The sequence below is a fragment of the Lysobacter sp. Soil_N_51 genome, from assembly GCF_057655755.1.
The window spans coordinates 158815-174330 of record NZ_JBDGLR010000008.1 but is presented as its reverse complement, the minus strand read 5'-3'; the positions used below and the strand labels follow the sequence as shown (position 1 = coordinate 174330).

General features: G+C 66.3%; 8 protein-coding genes. 2 read left to right on the top strand and 6 right to left on the bottom strand.

What is annotated here, in order from left to right; genetic code table 11:
- Positions 1–509: 509 nt before the first annotated feature.
- Together AC3A4T_RS16765 and AC3A4T_RS16760 are read right to left on the bottom strand one after the other, a co-directional pair.
- Positions 510–1118: a response regulator transcription factor gene (locus AC3A4T_RS16765; RefSeq protein WP_487676401.1), complete on the bottom strand. Its 609-nt coding sequence runs from the start codon at positions 1116–1118 to the stop codon at positions 510–512.
- Between the two features lie 185 nt (positions 1119–1303).
- On the bottom strand, positions 1304–3904 hold the full coding sequence (locus AC3A4T_RS16760) for a glycoside hydrolase family 3 protein (protein WP_487676400.1): 2601 nt from the start codon (positions 3902–3904) through the stop codon (positions 1304–1306).
- Positions 3905–3948: 44 nt separating this feature from the next.
- On the opposite strand from AC3A4T_RS16760, the gene AC3A4T_RS16755 reads away from it, so the two are divergent.
- Positions 3949–5061, top strand: coding sequence for a LacI family DNA-binding transcriptional regulator (locus AC3A4T_RS16755; protein WP_487676573.1), 1113 nt, complete (start codon positions 3949–3951; stop codon positions 5059–5061).
- Between the two features lie 110 nt (positions 5062–5171).
- Here AC3A4T_RS16755 and AC3A4T_RS16750 read toward each other — a convergent pair whose 3' ends face one another.
- The 3 genes from AC3A4T_RS16750 to AC3A4T_RS16740 form a co-directional block, all read right to left on the bottom strand.
- Positions 5172–6734, bottom strand: coding sequence for a sodium/sugar symporter (locus tag AC3A4T_RS16750; RefSeq protein ID WP_487676399.1), 1563 nt, complete (start codon positions 6732–6734; stop codon positions 5172–5174).
- 375 nt (positions 6735–7109) lie between these two features.
- Positions 7110–9743, bottom strand: a complete 2634-nt coding sequence (locus tag AC3A4T_RS16745; protein WP_487676398.1) for a TonB-dependent receptor — start codon at positions 9741–9743, stop codon at positions 7110–7112.
- A gap of 584 nt (positions 9744–10327) precedes the next feature.
- Positions 10328–11695: a S8 family peptidase gene (locus AC3A4T_RS16740; RefSeq protein WP_487676397.1), complete on the bottom strand. Its 1368-nt coding sequence runs from the start codon at positions 11693–11695 to the stop codon at positions 10328–10330.
- Positions 11696–12347: 652 nt separating this feature from the next.
- Here AC3A4T_RS16740 and AC3A4T_RS16735 point away from each other — a divergent pair.
- Entirely contained in the window at positions 12348–13922 is a 1575-nt protein-coding gene (locus AC3A4T_RS16735) for a 2OG-Fe(II) oxygenase (protein ID WP_487676396.1), read from the top strand.
- A 204-nt stretch (positions 13923–14126) separates the two neighbouring features.
- Here AC3A4T_RS16735 and AC3A4T_RS16730 read toward each other — a convergent pair whose 3' ends face one another.
- On the bottom strand, positions 14127–15497 hold the full coding sequence (locus tag AC3A4T_RS16730) for an ammonium transporter (protein WP_304438431.1): 1371 nt from the start codon (positions 15495–15497) through the stop codon (positions 14127–14129).
- Positions 15498–15516 lie beyond the last annotated feature (19 nt).

Sequence of the window (15516 nt, the reverse complement as noted above, 5' to 3'; positions counted from 1 at the left end):
CTACCAATCTTCGCCGATGCTCGTTGCAACGATCGCTCCCTGTAGGAGCGGCGCAAGCCGCGACCGCGAATCCGCAACCACCGCGCAACCGGCTATCGGGCCATCGTGGCAACCGCCTTCGGCCGGCGACGACGCAATCGGTCGCATGGCGGTCGCGGCTTACGCCACTCCTACAGGGAGTGTCCGTCGCGACGACGAAACGGGTTGAGTCACGCGGCGATAAGGCGCAAGGCCGGTAACTACCGGGCCGATCAACCGCGCTACCAATCTTCGCCGATGCTCGTTGCAACGATCGCTCCCTGTAGGAGCGGCGCAAGCCGCGACCGCGAATCCGCAACCACCGCGCAAACGGCTATCGGGCCATCGTGGCAACCGCCTTAGACCAGCGACGACGCAATCGGCCGCATGGCGGTCGCGGCTTACGCCGCTCCTACAGGGAGTGTCCGCCGCAATAATCGAGCGGGTGCGTGCCGCGGCGATAAAGCCAGCGACCGCGTAAGACAGGCGATTTACAACCCGATCGAACTGCGCTCCGGCCCCGGCCGCTTGCCGAGCTTGCGCTGCAGCGAACGCCGATGCATGCCCAGCAACCGCGCGGTCGCCGAGATATTGCCGCCGGTGTCGTTGAGCGCCTGCTGGATGTGTTCCCACTCCAACCGCCGCAGCGGCGTCATGGTGTCGGGCGCGATCGGCAGGGCCGATCCGTCGTGCGGTTCCAGGCCCAGCGCGGCAAGAATGGCGGCGACGCTGGCCGGCTTGGGCAGGTAGTCGTCGGCGCCGCGCTTGATCGCATCGACCGCGGTGGCGACGCTGGCGTAGCCGGTGACCAGGACGATGCGCATGTCGGCGCGCAACTCACGCAGCGGGCGGATCAGTTGCAGGCCCGATTCGGCGCCGAGCTTGAGGTCGATCAGGGCGAAGCCCGGCGGTTGCGCGAGGGCCAGATCGAGGGCTTGGCGTACGTCGGCGGCGGTGCGGGTTTCGATGCCGCGTCGCGCCAGGCTGCGCTGCAAGGTCGCGGCGTAAGCCGCGTCGTCGTCGACGATCAGCCCGTTGGCAGCCGGGCCGCTGGCGGTCGGGCCGCCGAGAACGGGTCGGGCGAAGATCGATGCGTTCATGCGCGGCATCCTAAACCGGTGGGCGCGCGGCGGCACTGCGGCAAACTGCCCCAGGACAAAGTGTCCAAGGGTGTGGGTGTGGGTGGCGTTGGCCCTCACCCCGGCCCTCTCCCGCAAGCGGGAGAGGGAGAGGATGCGCGGTTATTGCGGTCCGCAAAATTGTTGCCGCGCGTTACCAGCGCCGATTACTGGCGTTTGCAGTCCACCACCTGCTCCGCGTCGGTTCCGTACGCGACTTCGTGCAAGGTGATCGACGTTCCCTTCGATGCCTGCAACCCGAACGGCACGATCAGCTTGCCCATGTCCGCGCCACCCGCGCGCACGCACTTGAGCGGCACGCCGATGCGTTGCCATTGCCCACGCGGCAAGCCGCGCAGGATCTCGCCGAACGGAACCTTCGCCTCGCACTTCGGCCCACATGCGGCGAGCAGGTTGGCGTCGCCGGCGCCGACCGCATCGACCTTCAGCGTGATCAGCAACTGCACGTCGCCATTGGTCTCGCGCACCAGTTCCAGCGGCGTATCGGCGACCCATTCGACCTTGGCGTCGCCCTTCCACTCGACCCTCCACGCATCTTCCTGCGCCTTGTAGTCGACCGCCGACACCGCGATCGCGCCGTCGGCGGACGCCAGCGGCGGCTTGATCGCCTGCGCCGGCTTGCCTTGCGAATCCACCCGCAAGGTCCAGCCGCGCGGCAACGCGCCTCGGCCGAGGAACTGCATTGAGCGCTGATCGATATCGGCCGTACCCGGGTCTTCCGGCAACACGCCGACCTTCGCATCCTTGGCGTAACTCAGCCCATAACCGAACGCGAATTGCGGCGAGTAATCTTTGTCGCCGACGTTCGCCACCTGCACCGCGGTGCGCGGCCACGAGTACGACAGCTTGCCCTTGAAGTCGTGGGCGATGCCGCCGCGGTCGTTGCGCAGCAGCACATCGGCGATGCCGGCGCCTTCCGAACCGGGCAACCACGCGGCGACGAAGGCATCGGACGCGTTGATCTCGCGGTTGACCCACAACGGCCGTCCCGACAACAACACGCTCACCACCGGAATACCGTCGGCCTTGAGCCGCTTGATCGTCTCCAACTCGGGATTGCGCGTGGGACGGAACGCGAGCGTGCGCAGATCGCCCTGGAATTCGGCGTACGGGTCTTCGCCGTAGACATAGATCGCAACGTCGGGCTTGTCCTTGTACTTGCCGTCCACCGCCAGCTCGGCGTGGCCGCCGGCGGCTTCGATCTGTTCGCGCAGGCCGGTCCAGATCGATTGCGCGTTGGGGAAATCGGTCGGTTTCAGCCCGGTTCCCTGCCAATTCAAGGTCCAGCCGCCGGATTGCTTGGCGATGTTGTCGGCGCCGTCGCCGAGCACCAGCACGCGTTCCTTCGGCGAAATCGGCAGCACCCGATTGTCGTTCTTGAGCAGCACCAGCGACTCGCGCACGGCCTGGCGCGCGATCGCGCGATGCTCGGGGCTGCCGAGCAGTTCGAACTTGCCGCCGAGCGGACGCTTGGACGGCGCGCCGGCCTCGAACAATCCCAGCCGCAGCTTGACCCGCAGGATCCGGGTCACCGCGTCGTCGAGCCGGGCCATGCTGATCTCGCCGCTTTTCACCTGCTTGAGCGCATTGTCGTAATAGCCGCGCCAGCTGTCGGGCGCCATCAGCATGTCGACGCCGGCATTGAACGCGGCCGCGCAATTTTCGTTGCTGCATCCCTCCAACTGGCCGTGCGCGTTCCAGTCGCCGACCACGAAGCCGTCGAAGCCCATGCGTTGCTTGAGCACGCCGGTCAGCAGATCGGCGTTGCCGTGCATCTTGCGGCCCTGCCAGCTTGAGAACGAGGCCATCACCGTCTGCGCGCCGGCCTTCAACGCCGGCGGATAACCGGCGCCGTGCACGTCGCGCAATTCGTTTTCGCCGATCTTGGCATCGCCCTGATCGCGGCCTTCGAAGGTGCCGCCGTCGGCGAGGAAGTGTTTCGCCGACGCGATCACGTGCGAGCCGTCGAGGAACTGCTGGGTGCCGATCTTGCCCTGCAGGCCTTCGATCGCCGCGGCCGCGTAACTGGCGACCACCCGCGCATCTTCCGAATAACCTTCATACGTTCGGCCCCAGCGATCGTCGCGCGGCACGGTCAGGGTCGGCGCGAAGGTCCACTCCATGCCGGTGCTGCGCACTTCGGCCGCGGTCGCCGCGCCGATGCGGCGGATCAGCTCCGGGTTGCGGGTCGCGCCCAAGCCGACGTTGTGCGGAAACAAGGTCGCTCCGATCAGGTTGTTGTGACCATGCACCGCGTCGATGCCGAAGATGATCGGGATCGCGACCTTGCCGTCGCTTGCGTCCATCGACGCGTTGTAGAACTTGTCGGCGATGTCCAACCATTCCCGCGGCGCCGCGGCGTAATTGCCGCCTGGCTCGGAAATGCCGCCGGGTTCGGAATTGCCGCCGGCCAGTACCGAGCCGATGTGGTACTTGCGCACATCCTCGGGCGTGACGCTGTTGATGTCGGCCTGCACGATCTGGCCGACCTTCTCCTCCACGCTCATCTTCGCCAGCAGCGCGGCGATCCGCGCTTCCAGCCTGGCGTCACGCGGGATCGGCGCCTTCAGCGCCGGCCAGTGGGCGGGATCGATCGTCGCCGCGTCCGGCTTGACCCCGTCGGCGGACGCGACAGGCCCGCACAGCAAGGCCAGGGCCAGGCAACCGGACAGCCGCCGGCGCGCCGGCCAGCGGCTTTGGATCGATGGAACGACGGCGGACGCGTGGCCGCGGGTGGATGCCTTCATGCAGTGCTCCTGGTGACCGTAATGACGATATGCGCGCAACGCCGATGCGGCGTTGCGCGATGGATGGCAGTATTGGCCGCACGATCTGGCAAAATACGCAGAACACGCGACAAGGGAAACGACCGGCTATGCGGGTTCGCATCGAAGATGTGGCGGAAGCGGCGGGCGTGTCGATGAAGACCGTCTCGCGCGTGCTCAATCAGGAACCCAACGTCAGCGAGGACACGCGCAAGCGCGTGGAAGCCGCCGCGCGCAAGCTCCAGTACCGGCCCAACCCGTCCGCGCGCAGCCTCGCCGGCCAGCGCTCGTACCTGGTCGCCTTGCTCTACGACAACCCGTCGAGCAACTACCTGATGGAAGTGCAGGCCGGCATGCTCGACGCCTGCATCGCGCATCACTACAACCTGATGCTCGCGCCGGTGACCTACGGCGAGCGCAAGTTCGTGACCCATGTCGACGAGATCATCCAGCACTCGCGCGCCGACGGCCTGGTGCTGACGCCGCCGCTGACCGATCACCCGGGCCTGATGAAGCGACTCGGCCAACTCGGCATTCCCTACGCCAACATCTCGCCCAAGCTGCGCGGCGGCCGCATCGGCGTGGTGCTCGACGAAGAGCGCGCGGTGCGCGAGATGATGGCGCACCTGGTGTCGCTGGGTCATCGCCGCATCGCCCACATCAAGGGCCATCCCGAACACGGCGCCAGCCAGTGGCGCTTGAACGGCTACCGCGACGGACTGGCCGCGGCCGGGATCGAGTACGACCCCAGCCTGGTGATCGAAGGCGACTTCCACTACGACACCGGCGCGATCTGCGCCCAGCGCCTGCTGTTGATGGACAACCCGCCCACCGCGATCTTCGCCGCCAACGACGACATGGCCGCCGGCACGATCCGCACCGCCAGCGAAATGGGCTTGTCGATCCCCGGCGACATATCGGTGTGCGGTTTCGACGACACGCCGATCTCGCGCCAGATCTATCCGCCGCTGACCACGGTGCGCCAGCCGACCCGCGAAATGGGACGCCTGGCCACGCACGAGCTGTTCAAGCGGATCAAGGCGCCCGACGGCGGCCAGATGATCACCGCCGGTTACGAATTGCAGTTGCGCCAATCGACCGGTCCGATCGGCAAGGGCCGCGCGCCACGCCGACGCTGAGGCGTCGCGTCGGCTAAAAACACGAGTGCCGCAATGGCATTGCGCGGCCGCGCCGAGCGCGACGCGCCTGGACGCGCGCGGCCTGGACGCGGATGTGCGCGTCGCCGACGTCACCAGAACAGCGCGTACAGCGCGATCAGGATCGCCAGCACACCGACCGCGGCGACATTGAACGACGGCGACGTCGCGAAGCTCACGCCATCGCCCTGGATGCGATCGCGGCCGGCGCCCGACGGCGTCATCAGCGACACGATCACCGCCAGCGCGGCCGCCAGCAGGAACACCACGCCGACGCGATTGACGAAAGGCAGCTCCGGCCAGGCGAACTTCAACGCCAGCGACAACAGGAACGAACCCAGCGCCGCGGCCAATGCGCCGGCTTCGTTGGCGCGCTTCCAGAACAGGCCGAGCACGAAGATCACCACGATGCCCGGAGTGAAGAAGCCGGTGTATTCCTGGATGTACTGGAAGCCCTGATCGAACCCGCCGATCAAGGGCCGCGCGGTCACGATGGCGATCACGATCGACACTGCCGCGGCGATGCGGCCGACCCGCACCAACTGTTTCTCGCTCGCCTGCGGTTTGTACTTGGCGTAGAAATCCAGGGTGAAGATGGTCGCGACCGAATTGATCTTCGACGCCAGCGAGGCGACGATCGCCGCGACCAGCGCCGCGAACACCAGGCCGAGCACGCCGCTGGGCAGCAGCGACATCATCGCCGGATAGGCATCGTCGGAGCGCTGCAGGCCCGGCGCCAGCATCAGCGCGGCGATGCCCGGCAGCACCACGATGACCGGCAGGATGATCTTGAGCCCGGCCGCGAACACGATGCCCTTTTGCGCCTCGCGCAGGTCCTTGGCCGCGAGCGCGCGCTGGATGATGTACTGGTTGAAGCCCCAGTAGCTCACGTGCATCACCCACAGGCCGCCGAGCAGCACGCCGATGCCGGGCAGGTCCTTGTAGTGCGGATTGTCCGGCGACAGGATCATCTTGAAGTGATCCGGATGGGTGGCCATCAGCTTGTTGAAACCGGCCAGCACGCCGGCCCCGTCGCCGATCTTGCTCAAGGTCAAACCGGCGACCATGAGCCCGCCGAGCACCAGCAGCGCGACCTGCACGATGTCGGTCAACGCCACCGCCTTGAGCCCGCCATACAACTGATAGGCGAGCGCGAACAGACCGAGCAGCGCCAGCGCGAGCATCTGATCCATGCCGGTGACTTGGGCGACCGCGAGCGAACCCAGCCAAACGATCGAAGTCAGGTTCACGAACACGTACAGGCCGAGCCAGAACACCGCCATCAGGGTGCGGATGCGGTTGCCGTAACGTTCCTGCAGGAACTGCGGCATGGTGTAGATGCCGTTGCGCAGGAAGATCGGCAGGAAGAACTTGCCGACGACCAACAGTGTCGCCGCCGCCATCCATTCATAGGACGCGATCGCCAAGCCCAGCGCGTAACCCGAGCCGGACATGCCGATGATCTGTTCGGCCGAGATGTTGGCCGCGATCAACGACGCGCCGATCGCCCACCACGGCAGCGATTTGCTGGCGAGGAAGTAGTCCTTGGCGGTTTTCTCGTGGCCGGCTTTTTCGCGCGAAACCCATTGCGCGAGGGCGAACACGCCGGCGAGGTAGACCAGGACGATGATGGTGTCGAGCAAGGGAAGTTTCATGGAACTCCGCGGAGTGTGGGCGGTGTTGCGGGGTGTTTTGCTGTTTGTGGCGGGGGTCTGTTGCTTTTGGCTTTTGGCTTGTCTTATATGGCCTACCGCTTACCGGCAGTCACTTCGAATCTCTCAAGACCGTCATTCCCGCGGACGCGGGAATGACGACGTGGAAGGAAGCGGGTTTTTCGGCGCACTGTCTGCGGCGTCGTTGCCGTTGTTGTCTTTGCCGTGTCCATACCCATGACACGTCCACGCCATCGACCCGGCGCCTCACAAGACGCGCCACGCAGAACCCCACAACAACCCCCCGCCGCCCCGACCCGCTCACCGTGGGGGCGTGTACGGACCGGAGCGGCGAAGCGGGACGCCTGCGAGTGGCGATCAGAAATTCCAACGGACCCTCATGCCATAACTGCGCGCATCGTTGAGGAAACGCACGTTGACGCCCGAACCGACCAGCGCCTTCTGCGACACGTCCTTGTTGGTCAGGTTGCTGCCCCACACTTCGAAGCGCCAGGCGCCGTCGAGGGTGGTGAAACCGGCGCCCACGTTGATCTGGGTGAAGCCTTTCTGCTCGTCCGGGAAACCGGCGGTGGCCGCGTCCTCGATCCGGTCGACCGTGCCCTGGGTGTCGCGCAGGAAGGTCACGTCGCGATCGTTGTACTGGGTCAGAAAAAACGACGAGCGATGCGCCGCGAGCACCTGCCAATCGAAGGTGCCGCCGCTGAAGTCGATCGCCTGCTGCAGGCGCGCGTTGAAGGTGAGCTTCGACGAAAGCGGCAGCTCGTTGCCGGCCAGGTCGATCTGTGAGGTGATGCCGCCGTTGCCGAAGTCCTGGCTGCGCACGTCGGCGACCACGCCCCGCTTGACCTCGGTGTGCAGATACAAGGCATTGAGATCGAGGGTGAAGCCGCCGCCGAAACGCAGCCGGCTCTCGGCCTCGATGCCGTACAGCTCGGACTTGCCGACGTTGCGATTGACCAGCGCGAACCCGGTGGCTTCGCCGTCGGGATTGAACGCGATCACGCTCAGGTCCTGGAACACCTGATCGGCGTAGTCGTAGTAAAAACCGCTGACGTTGAAGGTCGAGGTGCGGCCGAGGAATTCGAAGCTGTTCTTCGAGCCGATTTCCAGCGCGGTCAGTTTCTCGGGCTTGTACGTCTCCGGGATCGCGTTGACGTCGAAGCTGTCGTTGAAACCACCGGCCTTGTGGCCGGTGGAGACGGTCGCGTACAGCAGGTTGCGATCGCTGAGGTCGTATTCGAAACCCACCCGCCAGTCGAGGAACTCGAACGCGCTGGCGCCGTGCTGTTCCGACGGAATGCCGAGCGCGATGAAGCTGTGCTGGCCATTGGCCGGGCAGTCGACCGTGTTGCCGCCGATATCGGGGCGATCGATGCAGGTGCCGTTCGGGCGGCTGCCGTCGACGATGCCCTGCAACTGTTGCTGCATGGTGTCGCGCGCGCCGGGCTGGACGATGCCCTGCAACAGGAAGCGGGCCATCTCGGCGTTGCTGGTCAGGCCGGTGGTGTTGAAGTTGGGCCGGTCGAGCAGGGTCGGCCTGAAGCCTTCGGTGCCGAGCCGGGTCTGGAACACGCCGCCGTCGCCGCCCAGGCCGATGGTCCAGTTGCCGCCGATGCCATCGCGCGACTTGCTTTCCTCGGTGTAGCGCAGACCGCCCTTGACCCGGAAGCGCTCGTTGACGTCGAAAGTGCCGTCGCCGAACGCCGCCCACGACTTGCCGTCGACGTCGGGCATGGTGAATTCGGTGCCCGAGTAGAACGCGCCCTTGTCGGTCAGCGACATGAAACCGACCTGCTGCTTCTCGTGGAAATAGAAGCCGCCGGTGGTCCAGCGAAAACGCGCGTCGTCGTCGGACGACAACCGCAGCTCGTGGGTCTGCGCCTGCGAACGCGCTTGCAGGTAGTTGGTGTTGAACACGTCGTAGTCGATGCCGCCCGCGCTCGCCGGCGCCCCCGGCGGACGCAGGCTCAGATCGCGGCCCGGCCAGGTGTTGCCGACCGAACCGGAGTTGATCTGGAAATAATCGACGTCGCGATAGCTGCCGTTGTACTCCAGGTTCACCCCGCCGAAGTCGTAGCGCACCGTGCCCTGGAAGCCCCACAGCTTGTTGTCGACCTTGCCCTGCACGCCGCGGTACACCACCGAGCGCATGTCGATGTCGTCGGGCGTGAAGCCCGCTTGCGCGGCTTCGAACACGCCCGCGCCGGGATAGCCGGTACCCAGTTCGCGGCCGACATCGAGCATCGCGAACACCGACAGCTTGTCGTCGGGTTCGTACAGGAACGACAGACGTCCCGCGCTGTCGTCCTGGATGCCCGCGGGCTTGAGATGCCGGTACAGACCGGCGTTCTTGAAACCGGCTTCCTTCTCGATGTGATAACCGGCGAAGCGCAACGCGGCGTACTCGCCGAGCGGGAAATTCAACGCGGTCTCGTAGCCCTTCTGATCGCGGTTGCCGACTTCGCCCTGCACGTAGCCGCTGAAGTCGCCGCCCAGTTCGGGCCGCTTGGTCACGATGTTGAGCGTGCCGGCCAGCGCGTTGCGACCGCGCAGCGTGCCTTGCGGGCCTTTGTTGATCTCGACCCGTTCCAGATCGTAGAACATGCCGCCCAGACCGCGCGGACGCGGGATGTAGGCGCCGTTGACATGCGGCGCCGCGCCCGGATCGCCGAGTTCAGTGTTGTTGGACGAACCCACGCCGCGGATGAAGACTTCGGTCGCGCCTTCCTGATTGGCGATGCTCAAGCCCGGCACGGCCACCTGCAATTGGCGCAATTCGTTGTTGATGCCCAGGCCGCGCAGATCGTCCTGCGACAGCGCCTGCGCGGTGCCGGCGTATTTCTGCAGACTCTGCTCGCGGCGCTCGACGGTGACGATCACCGAATCCAGGTCGGTGGCCTGGTCCGATGCGGGTTTCGCGGCGGCCGGCGCAGCGGTGTCCTGGGCGCAGGCCGCGCCGGCCAGCAGCGCGGCGAAGATCGCGACGCTCAAGCTCGAAGCACGAACACAGGCTGGCTTGGATACCTTCATCGAAACTCCCCCTCCCCGGGGCCGGCCCGCGGACCGATCGTGTTGTCAGGCTGGAAATCCGAACCGAGGCATGCGCAAGCGCAGCCGCCGGGACAGCAGTGCGGGAAGCTTGTAGCCCGCCGATGACAGCGCTGTCAACCGACAGACACCGATGCGGCAATGCAGCATGGCGGTGCGGAACAAACACTTGCATGGCGCGGCAGCGACACGAGTCCTGAAGGAGCGTGATGCCAATCACGCGCGGTGCGCGTTCATGCGCATTCATGCGCGTGCAAAGCGTTCAGGCTCGTGCTGAGCACTGCTGTCTGCGACGAAAGTCGGGCATCGACAGGCGTGACGAGACATCGTCACCGTCTTCGCATCGGATGGATTTTCACGGGAACGATTGCGCAATGCATCAAGGGATTGCGCGAGCATCTGACGGATACGCGGGCGCGATATCGCCGCGCGGCGCATCTCGCGGCAACAGGCGCACTACACGCGACACAAAAGAGAACCCCGGCCGCGGCCGGGGTTCTCCAGTGCGATTGCAACCTCGGACCGACTTACGGCGTGGCGTCGGTCGCCTTGTCCGCGTTCGCGATGCCCGAGCCGATCACCGGGTTCTGCACCGACGGGAACGCGGTCACGTTGGCCGCGGCCTTGATCGTCGCCTCGACCTGCGCCGGGGTCAGATCGACACCGGGCTTGGACTGCATCAGCGCGACGATGCCGGCCACGAACGGCGCCGCCATCGAGGTGCCGCTGTAGTTCGCATAGCTCGGCGACCCGGGCGTGGTGCTGCCGCTGTTGAGCGTCGACAGGATGCTCTGGCCCGGCGCGGCCACGTCCACCGACGCGCCCCAGTTGGAGAAGCTCGCGCGCACGCCGGCCGAGGTGGTGGCGGCGACGTTGATCACGTTGGCGCAGCTGGCCGGCTGGAAGTTGGCCGCATTGGCGTTGCTGTTGCCGGCCGCCACCACCACGGTCACGCCGCGCGACACCGCGCCGTTGATCGCGCTCTGGAAGGTCGAGCTGCACGCGCCGCCGCCGCCCAGGCTCATGTTGATGACGGTGGCCTTGTTCGCGCCGACCGCCGGCACGCCGCTGACCGTGCCGCCCGAGGCCCAGGTGATGCCGTCGGCGATGTCGGCCAGGCTGCCGCCGCACTTGCCGAGCACGCGCACGCTCAGCACCTTGGCCTTGAACGCGGTGCCGGCGACGCCGACCGCGTTGTTGGTCACCGCCGCGGCGATGCCGGTCACGTGGGTGCCGTGCCAGCTCGACGGATTCGGGCTGCAGAAGTCGCCCGGATCGGTCGGGTCGCTGTCGCGGCCGTTGCCGTCGGCGGCGGCGGTGACGTTGCTGATGAAGTCGTAGCCGAGCGGCGAGGTCAGATTGGCCGCGAGATCGGGATGGTTGGTGATGCCGGTGTCGAGCACCCCGATGATCTTGCCCTGGCCCTGATAGGTGTTGTCCCAGGCGGTGTTGGCGCGAATGCCCCAGGTGCCGCCCAGGCCGTACTGCGAGGGATAGCTGGGATCGTTCGGCGTCAACGCGACGGTGAACCACGAATTGGGCTCGATGTATTCCACGTCCGGGTTGGACGCGATCTGTTGCATCAGCGTGGTCGCGGCGACCACGTCGAGCGGGCGATTGACTTCGATCAGTTCGCCGCCGGTCGCGACCTGGCGTACGTGCTTGATGGTCAGGTCCTTATGGCCGAGCGTGCGCACGGCGGTATCGAGCTGACGCTGCAGATCCAGACTCTTGGGCGTGCCCGACTTGTAGGCGACGATGAAACCTGCGACCGGCCGATCCGGATCGAGGCTGGTGAGATTGACGCGGTCGGCGGCGAACGCCGGCGCGGCGGCGAGAACGGCGACAGTGGCGAGCGCGAGCAGGTGCAGGCGAGGCTTGAGTTGCGAAGACATTGCGAAACTCCCGTGAGGTTGCATTGGCCGCGGAATGCGGCGGAACCGTCCTGGTCCCCATCTCGCGATAGAGCTGAATGACTGTCTTGCGCGAGTGCGTCCGGACGTGTCGGCGGACAGCGCTATGTCCGCGTTACGCAGCCTAGACGGGAATATTTATTCGACAACGGATAAACCGTTATTCGTCACAAGCGATTCGTTGATGCGGGTCATGGATTGCACTTCGTTTTAGTAAGTGTGTGCATTGACTCCACCACTTTCGTATGCGCGCACTCGCGGTCTGCATCGCTCGCGGCGCGCATCGGAGTTGTGTCGCCGCAAAAGTAACTGCGACGGTGGATGTGAAACGCGTGGACCGCGATCGCGCTTGCGATGGTCGATGCAACCGATAGTGGCGCGGCAATCGCGCGCGGCGTTCGATCAAGGCATTCGACACCGCGCCGAGCGAAATGCGGTTTGCGATTGCAATTCGTTTTCGCCTGCATCGATGCGCCTGGGTCGCGCCTCACCCTCGACGGCCGCCGCGACCCGGAGTAAGGTCGGCGGCGAGCGCATCGCCGCGGCCGGGCGAACCCGTTGGTTCGCCGCCTTATCGAGTCCAGTCATGAACGCCGCAGTCCTACCGCTCCAGCCCTCGCGGGCGGGCAGGCCTTTGTCTGCCCAAGATAATCAGCGAGACAATCAGCAAGACAATCAGCATGTCGGTGAGGCCGCTACCGCGCCCGCCAGACTACGCACCGAGCATCCGCTGCCCGCGGCCATGGGCCATTGCCTGCTGGTCCACGGCTTTCTCAGGGGCGAGGAATGCGCGGCCCTGATCGACGCCGCCGAGGCGCGCGGCTTCGTCGGCGCCGGCAGCGATTACCCGCCGTCCTACCGCAACAACGATCGCCAGGTGCTCGACGACGACGCGCTCGCGCGACGTCTGTTCGAACGCCTGCGCGATTACGCGCCCGAGCGGCTGGTCGACGCCGACGGCGCGGGCTGGCGTCTGCACGCGCTCAACGAGCGCCTGCGCCTGTGCCGCTATCGGCCGGGCCAGCGCTTCAACATCCATCAGGACGGCGTGCACCATCGCGGCGCCGATGAGCGCACACGTCTGACGTTCATGATTTATCTCACCGATGGCGATGCCTTCGACGGCGGCGACACCGTGTTCCATGCGCAAGGGCCGCAAGGCGGCATCGACGACGCGCCGCCTGTCGTCGCGCGAGTACGCCCGCGCGCCGGCCTGCTGATCGTGTTCGATCACGCGCTGTGGCATGCCGGCGAAGCGGTGACGCGCGGGGTCAAGCACATCCTGCGCAGCGATCTGTTGTACCGGCGCGAGACGCCGGCGCCGGTCGCGACATCGGCCGCATTCGCGCCGGGGCACGACGGTTATGTGTGGAGCCTGGCGCGACTGCATGACGGACGCATCGTCAGCAGCGGGCGCGATGCGGCGATCCGGGTGTGGTCGGCCGAGGGCGCGCTGTTGGCGCGACTGCTGGGTCATCGGCAGTCGGTGCTCGGCGTGTGCGAACTGGATGGCGATCGGTTGGCTTCGGTGTCGCGCGATCGCTGCCTGCGCTGGTGGGATCTGCGCAGCGGCGAGTGCGTTCGCGAAGTCGTCGCGCACGAGGCTGCGGTGTTGTCGCTGCTCAGGCTCGACGACGGGCAGCTCGCCAGCGGCGGCGCCGATGCGCGGATCGTGTTGTGGTCGCGGCATGGCGAATCTTCCGGCGAGTTGCGTGGGCATCGCGGCTGGGTGTGGTCGTTGTGCAAACTCGATGCGCATCGCCTGCTCAGCGCGTCGGAAGATGGCGAGCTGCGGTTGTGGGATGCGCGCTCGCGAAGCTGCCTCGAGGTGTGGGGCGCAACGGCGCCGTTGCGCAGTGTAGATGCACGACTCGGTCCGGCATCGGCCGGCTCGACCGCGTCGCATTGCATCGCTATCGGCGACATTGATGGGCGGGTGCGGTTGTTCGAGCTGCATGGCGATCGCTTCGTCTCGGTCCGCGACTGGCTGGCGCACGACGCGGCGGTGCGCCGGGTCCGCTGGCTGGACGACGGGCGATTGGTCAGCTGCGGTGAGGATGGGCGTGTGCGGGTATGGTCGCTCGAACATGACGGGGCGTTGGCCGAGCGCCGGCATGCGAACTTCGCCACCGATGCAATCGAACTCGCGCACGGGCGGCTGCTCAGTTGCGGTTATGACGGCGAGTTGCGGTTCGATGCGATGGATTGAGCAGCCGCGTCGCTGATATATCGCGGCAGTAGAAGCTCTGTCCTGTTTGCGGTGACCGCAGTGAGCGAAGAATTGAGAGGGTTGGTGAAGGCAGTACGCGATCGCGCTGCGTCGTCATCACGCCGTGTATTCCTTCACCCCAACCCCTCTCCCGCACGCGGGAGAGGGGCTTTGAAGCATCACGGTTGATCGATACCGCTGCGATCAATTTTCGTACGCGGTTTCGCCATGCGTGGTGATGTCCAGACCTTCGCGTTCGGCTTCCTCCGGCACGCGCAGGCCGACCACCAGCTTCACCAGCGCGAACGCGATCACCGAGACCACGCCGGACCAGACCACGGTGATGCCGACGCCGAGCGCCTGCACGCCGAGCTGCGCGGCGATCGTGTCGTTGCCCGCGCCCAGGCCGAAGCCGCCCAGCGACGGCGAACTGAACACACCGGTCAACAGCGCGCCGATGATGCCGCCCAGGCCATGCACGCCGAACACGTCGAGCGCATCGTCCGCGCGCAACAGACGCTTGAGGCCATGCACGCCCCACACGCACACCGCGCCGGCGATCGCGCCGATCGCGATCGCGCCGAACGGACCGACCGTGCCGCAGGCCGGGGTGATCGCGACCAGGCCGGCGACCACGCCCGAGGCGCCGCCGAGCATCGACGGCTTACCCTTGATCACCTTCTCGACCAGGCTCCAGGCCAACGCCGCGGCCGCGGTCGCCAACAAGGTGTTGAGGAAGGCCAAAGCCGCACCCGCGGTCGCTTCCAGGTTGGAGCCGGCGTTGAAGCCGAACCAGCCCACCCACAGCAGCGACGCGCCGATCATGGTGAAGGTGACGTTGTGCGGCTTGATCGCCTCGCGTCCGTAACCCACGCGCTTGCCGACGAAGTACGCGCCGACCAGGCCGGCGACACCGGCATTGATATGCACCACCGTGCCGCCGGCGAAATCGATCGCGCCCTTGGCGAACAGATAGCCGTCCGGCCCGTACCAGACCATGTGCGCGATCGGCAGATAGGCGAAGGTGAACCAGATCGCCGAGAACAGCAGCACCGCCGAGAACTTGATGCGTTCGGCGAAGGCGCCGACGATCAGCGCGCCGGTGATGCCGGCGAAGGTCGACTGGAACGCGATGAACACGTACTCAGGCAGCGACACGCCGGCGGTGAACGTCGCCGCCAGCGATTCCTTGTTCACGCCCTTGAGAAACAGCTTGTCGAGATTGCCGATGAACGCATTGCCGCCATTGAACGCCAGCGAATAACCGTAGGTCACCCACAGCAGCACGATCAGCGAGAACACCGCCAGCACCTGCATCAGCACCGACAGCACGTTCTTGGAGCGCACCAGGCCGCCGTAGAACAAGGCCAGGCCGGGCACCGTCATCAACAGCACCAGCAAGGTCGAGGTCAGCATCCAGGCCACGTCGCCCTTGTCGACGACCGGCTTGGCCGCTTCGGCGGCGGCCGCGGCGTCCTGCGCGTGCGCCGGGCCCAGCGCCAGCAACGCGGCGATCGGTAGCGCGCTCCAGGCCAGGGTTCGCAACGCCCGCTCGCGCGAGCGGGGGTCGAGCATCGTTTCGTATTTCATGTCG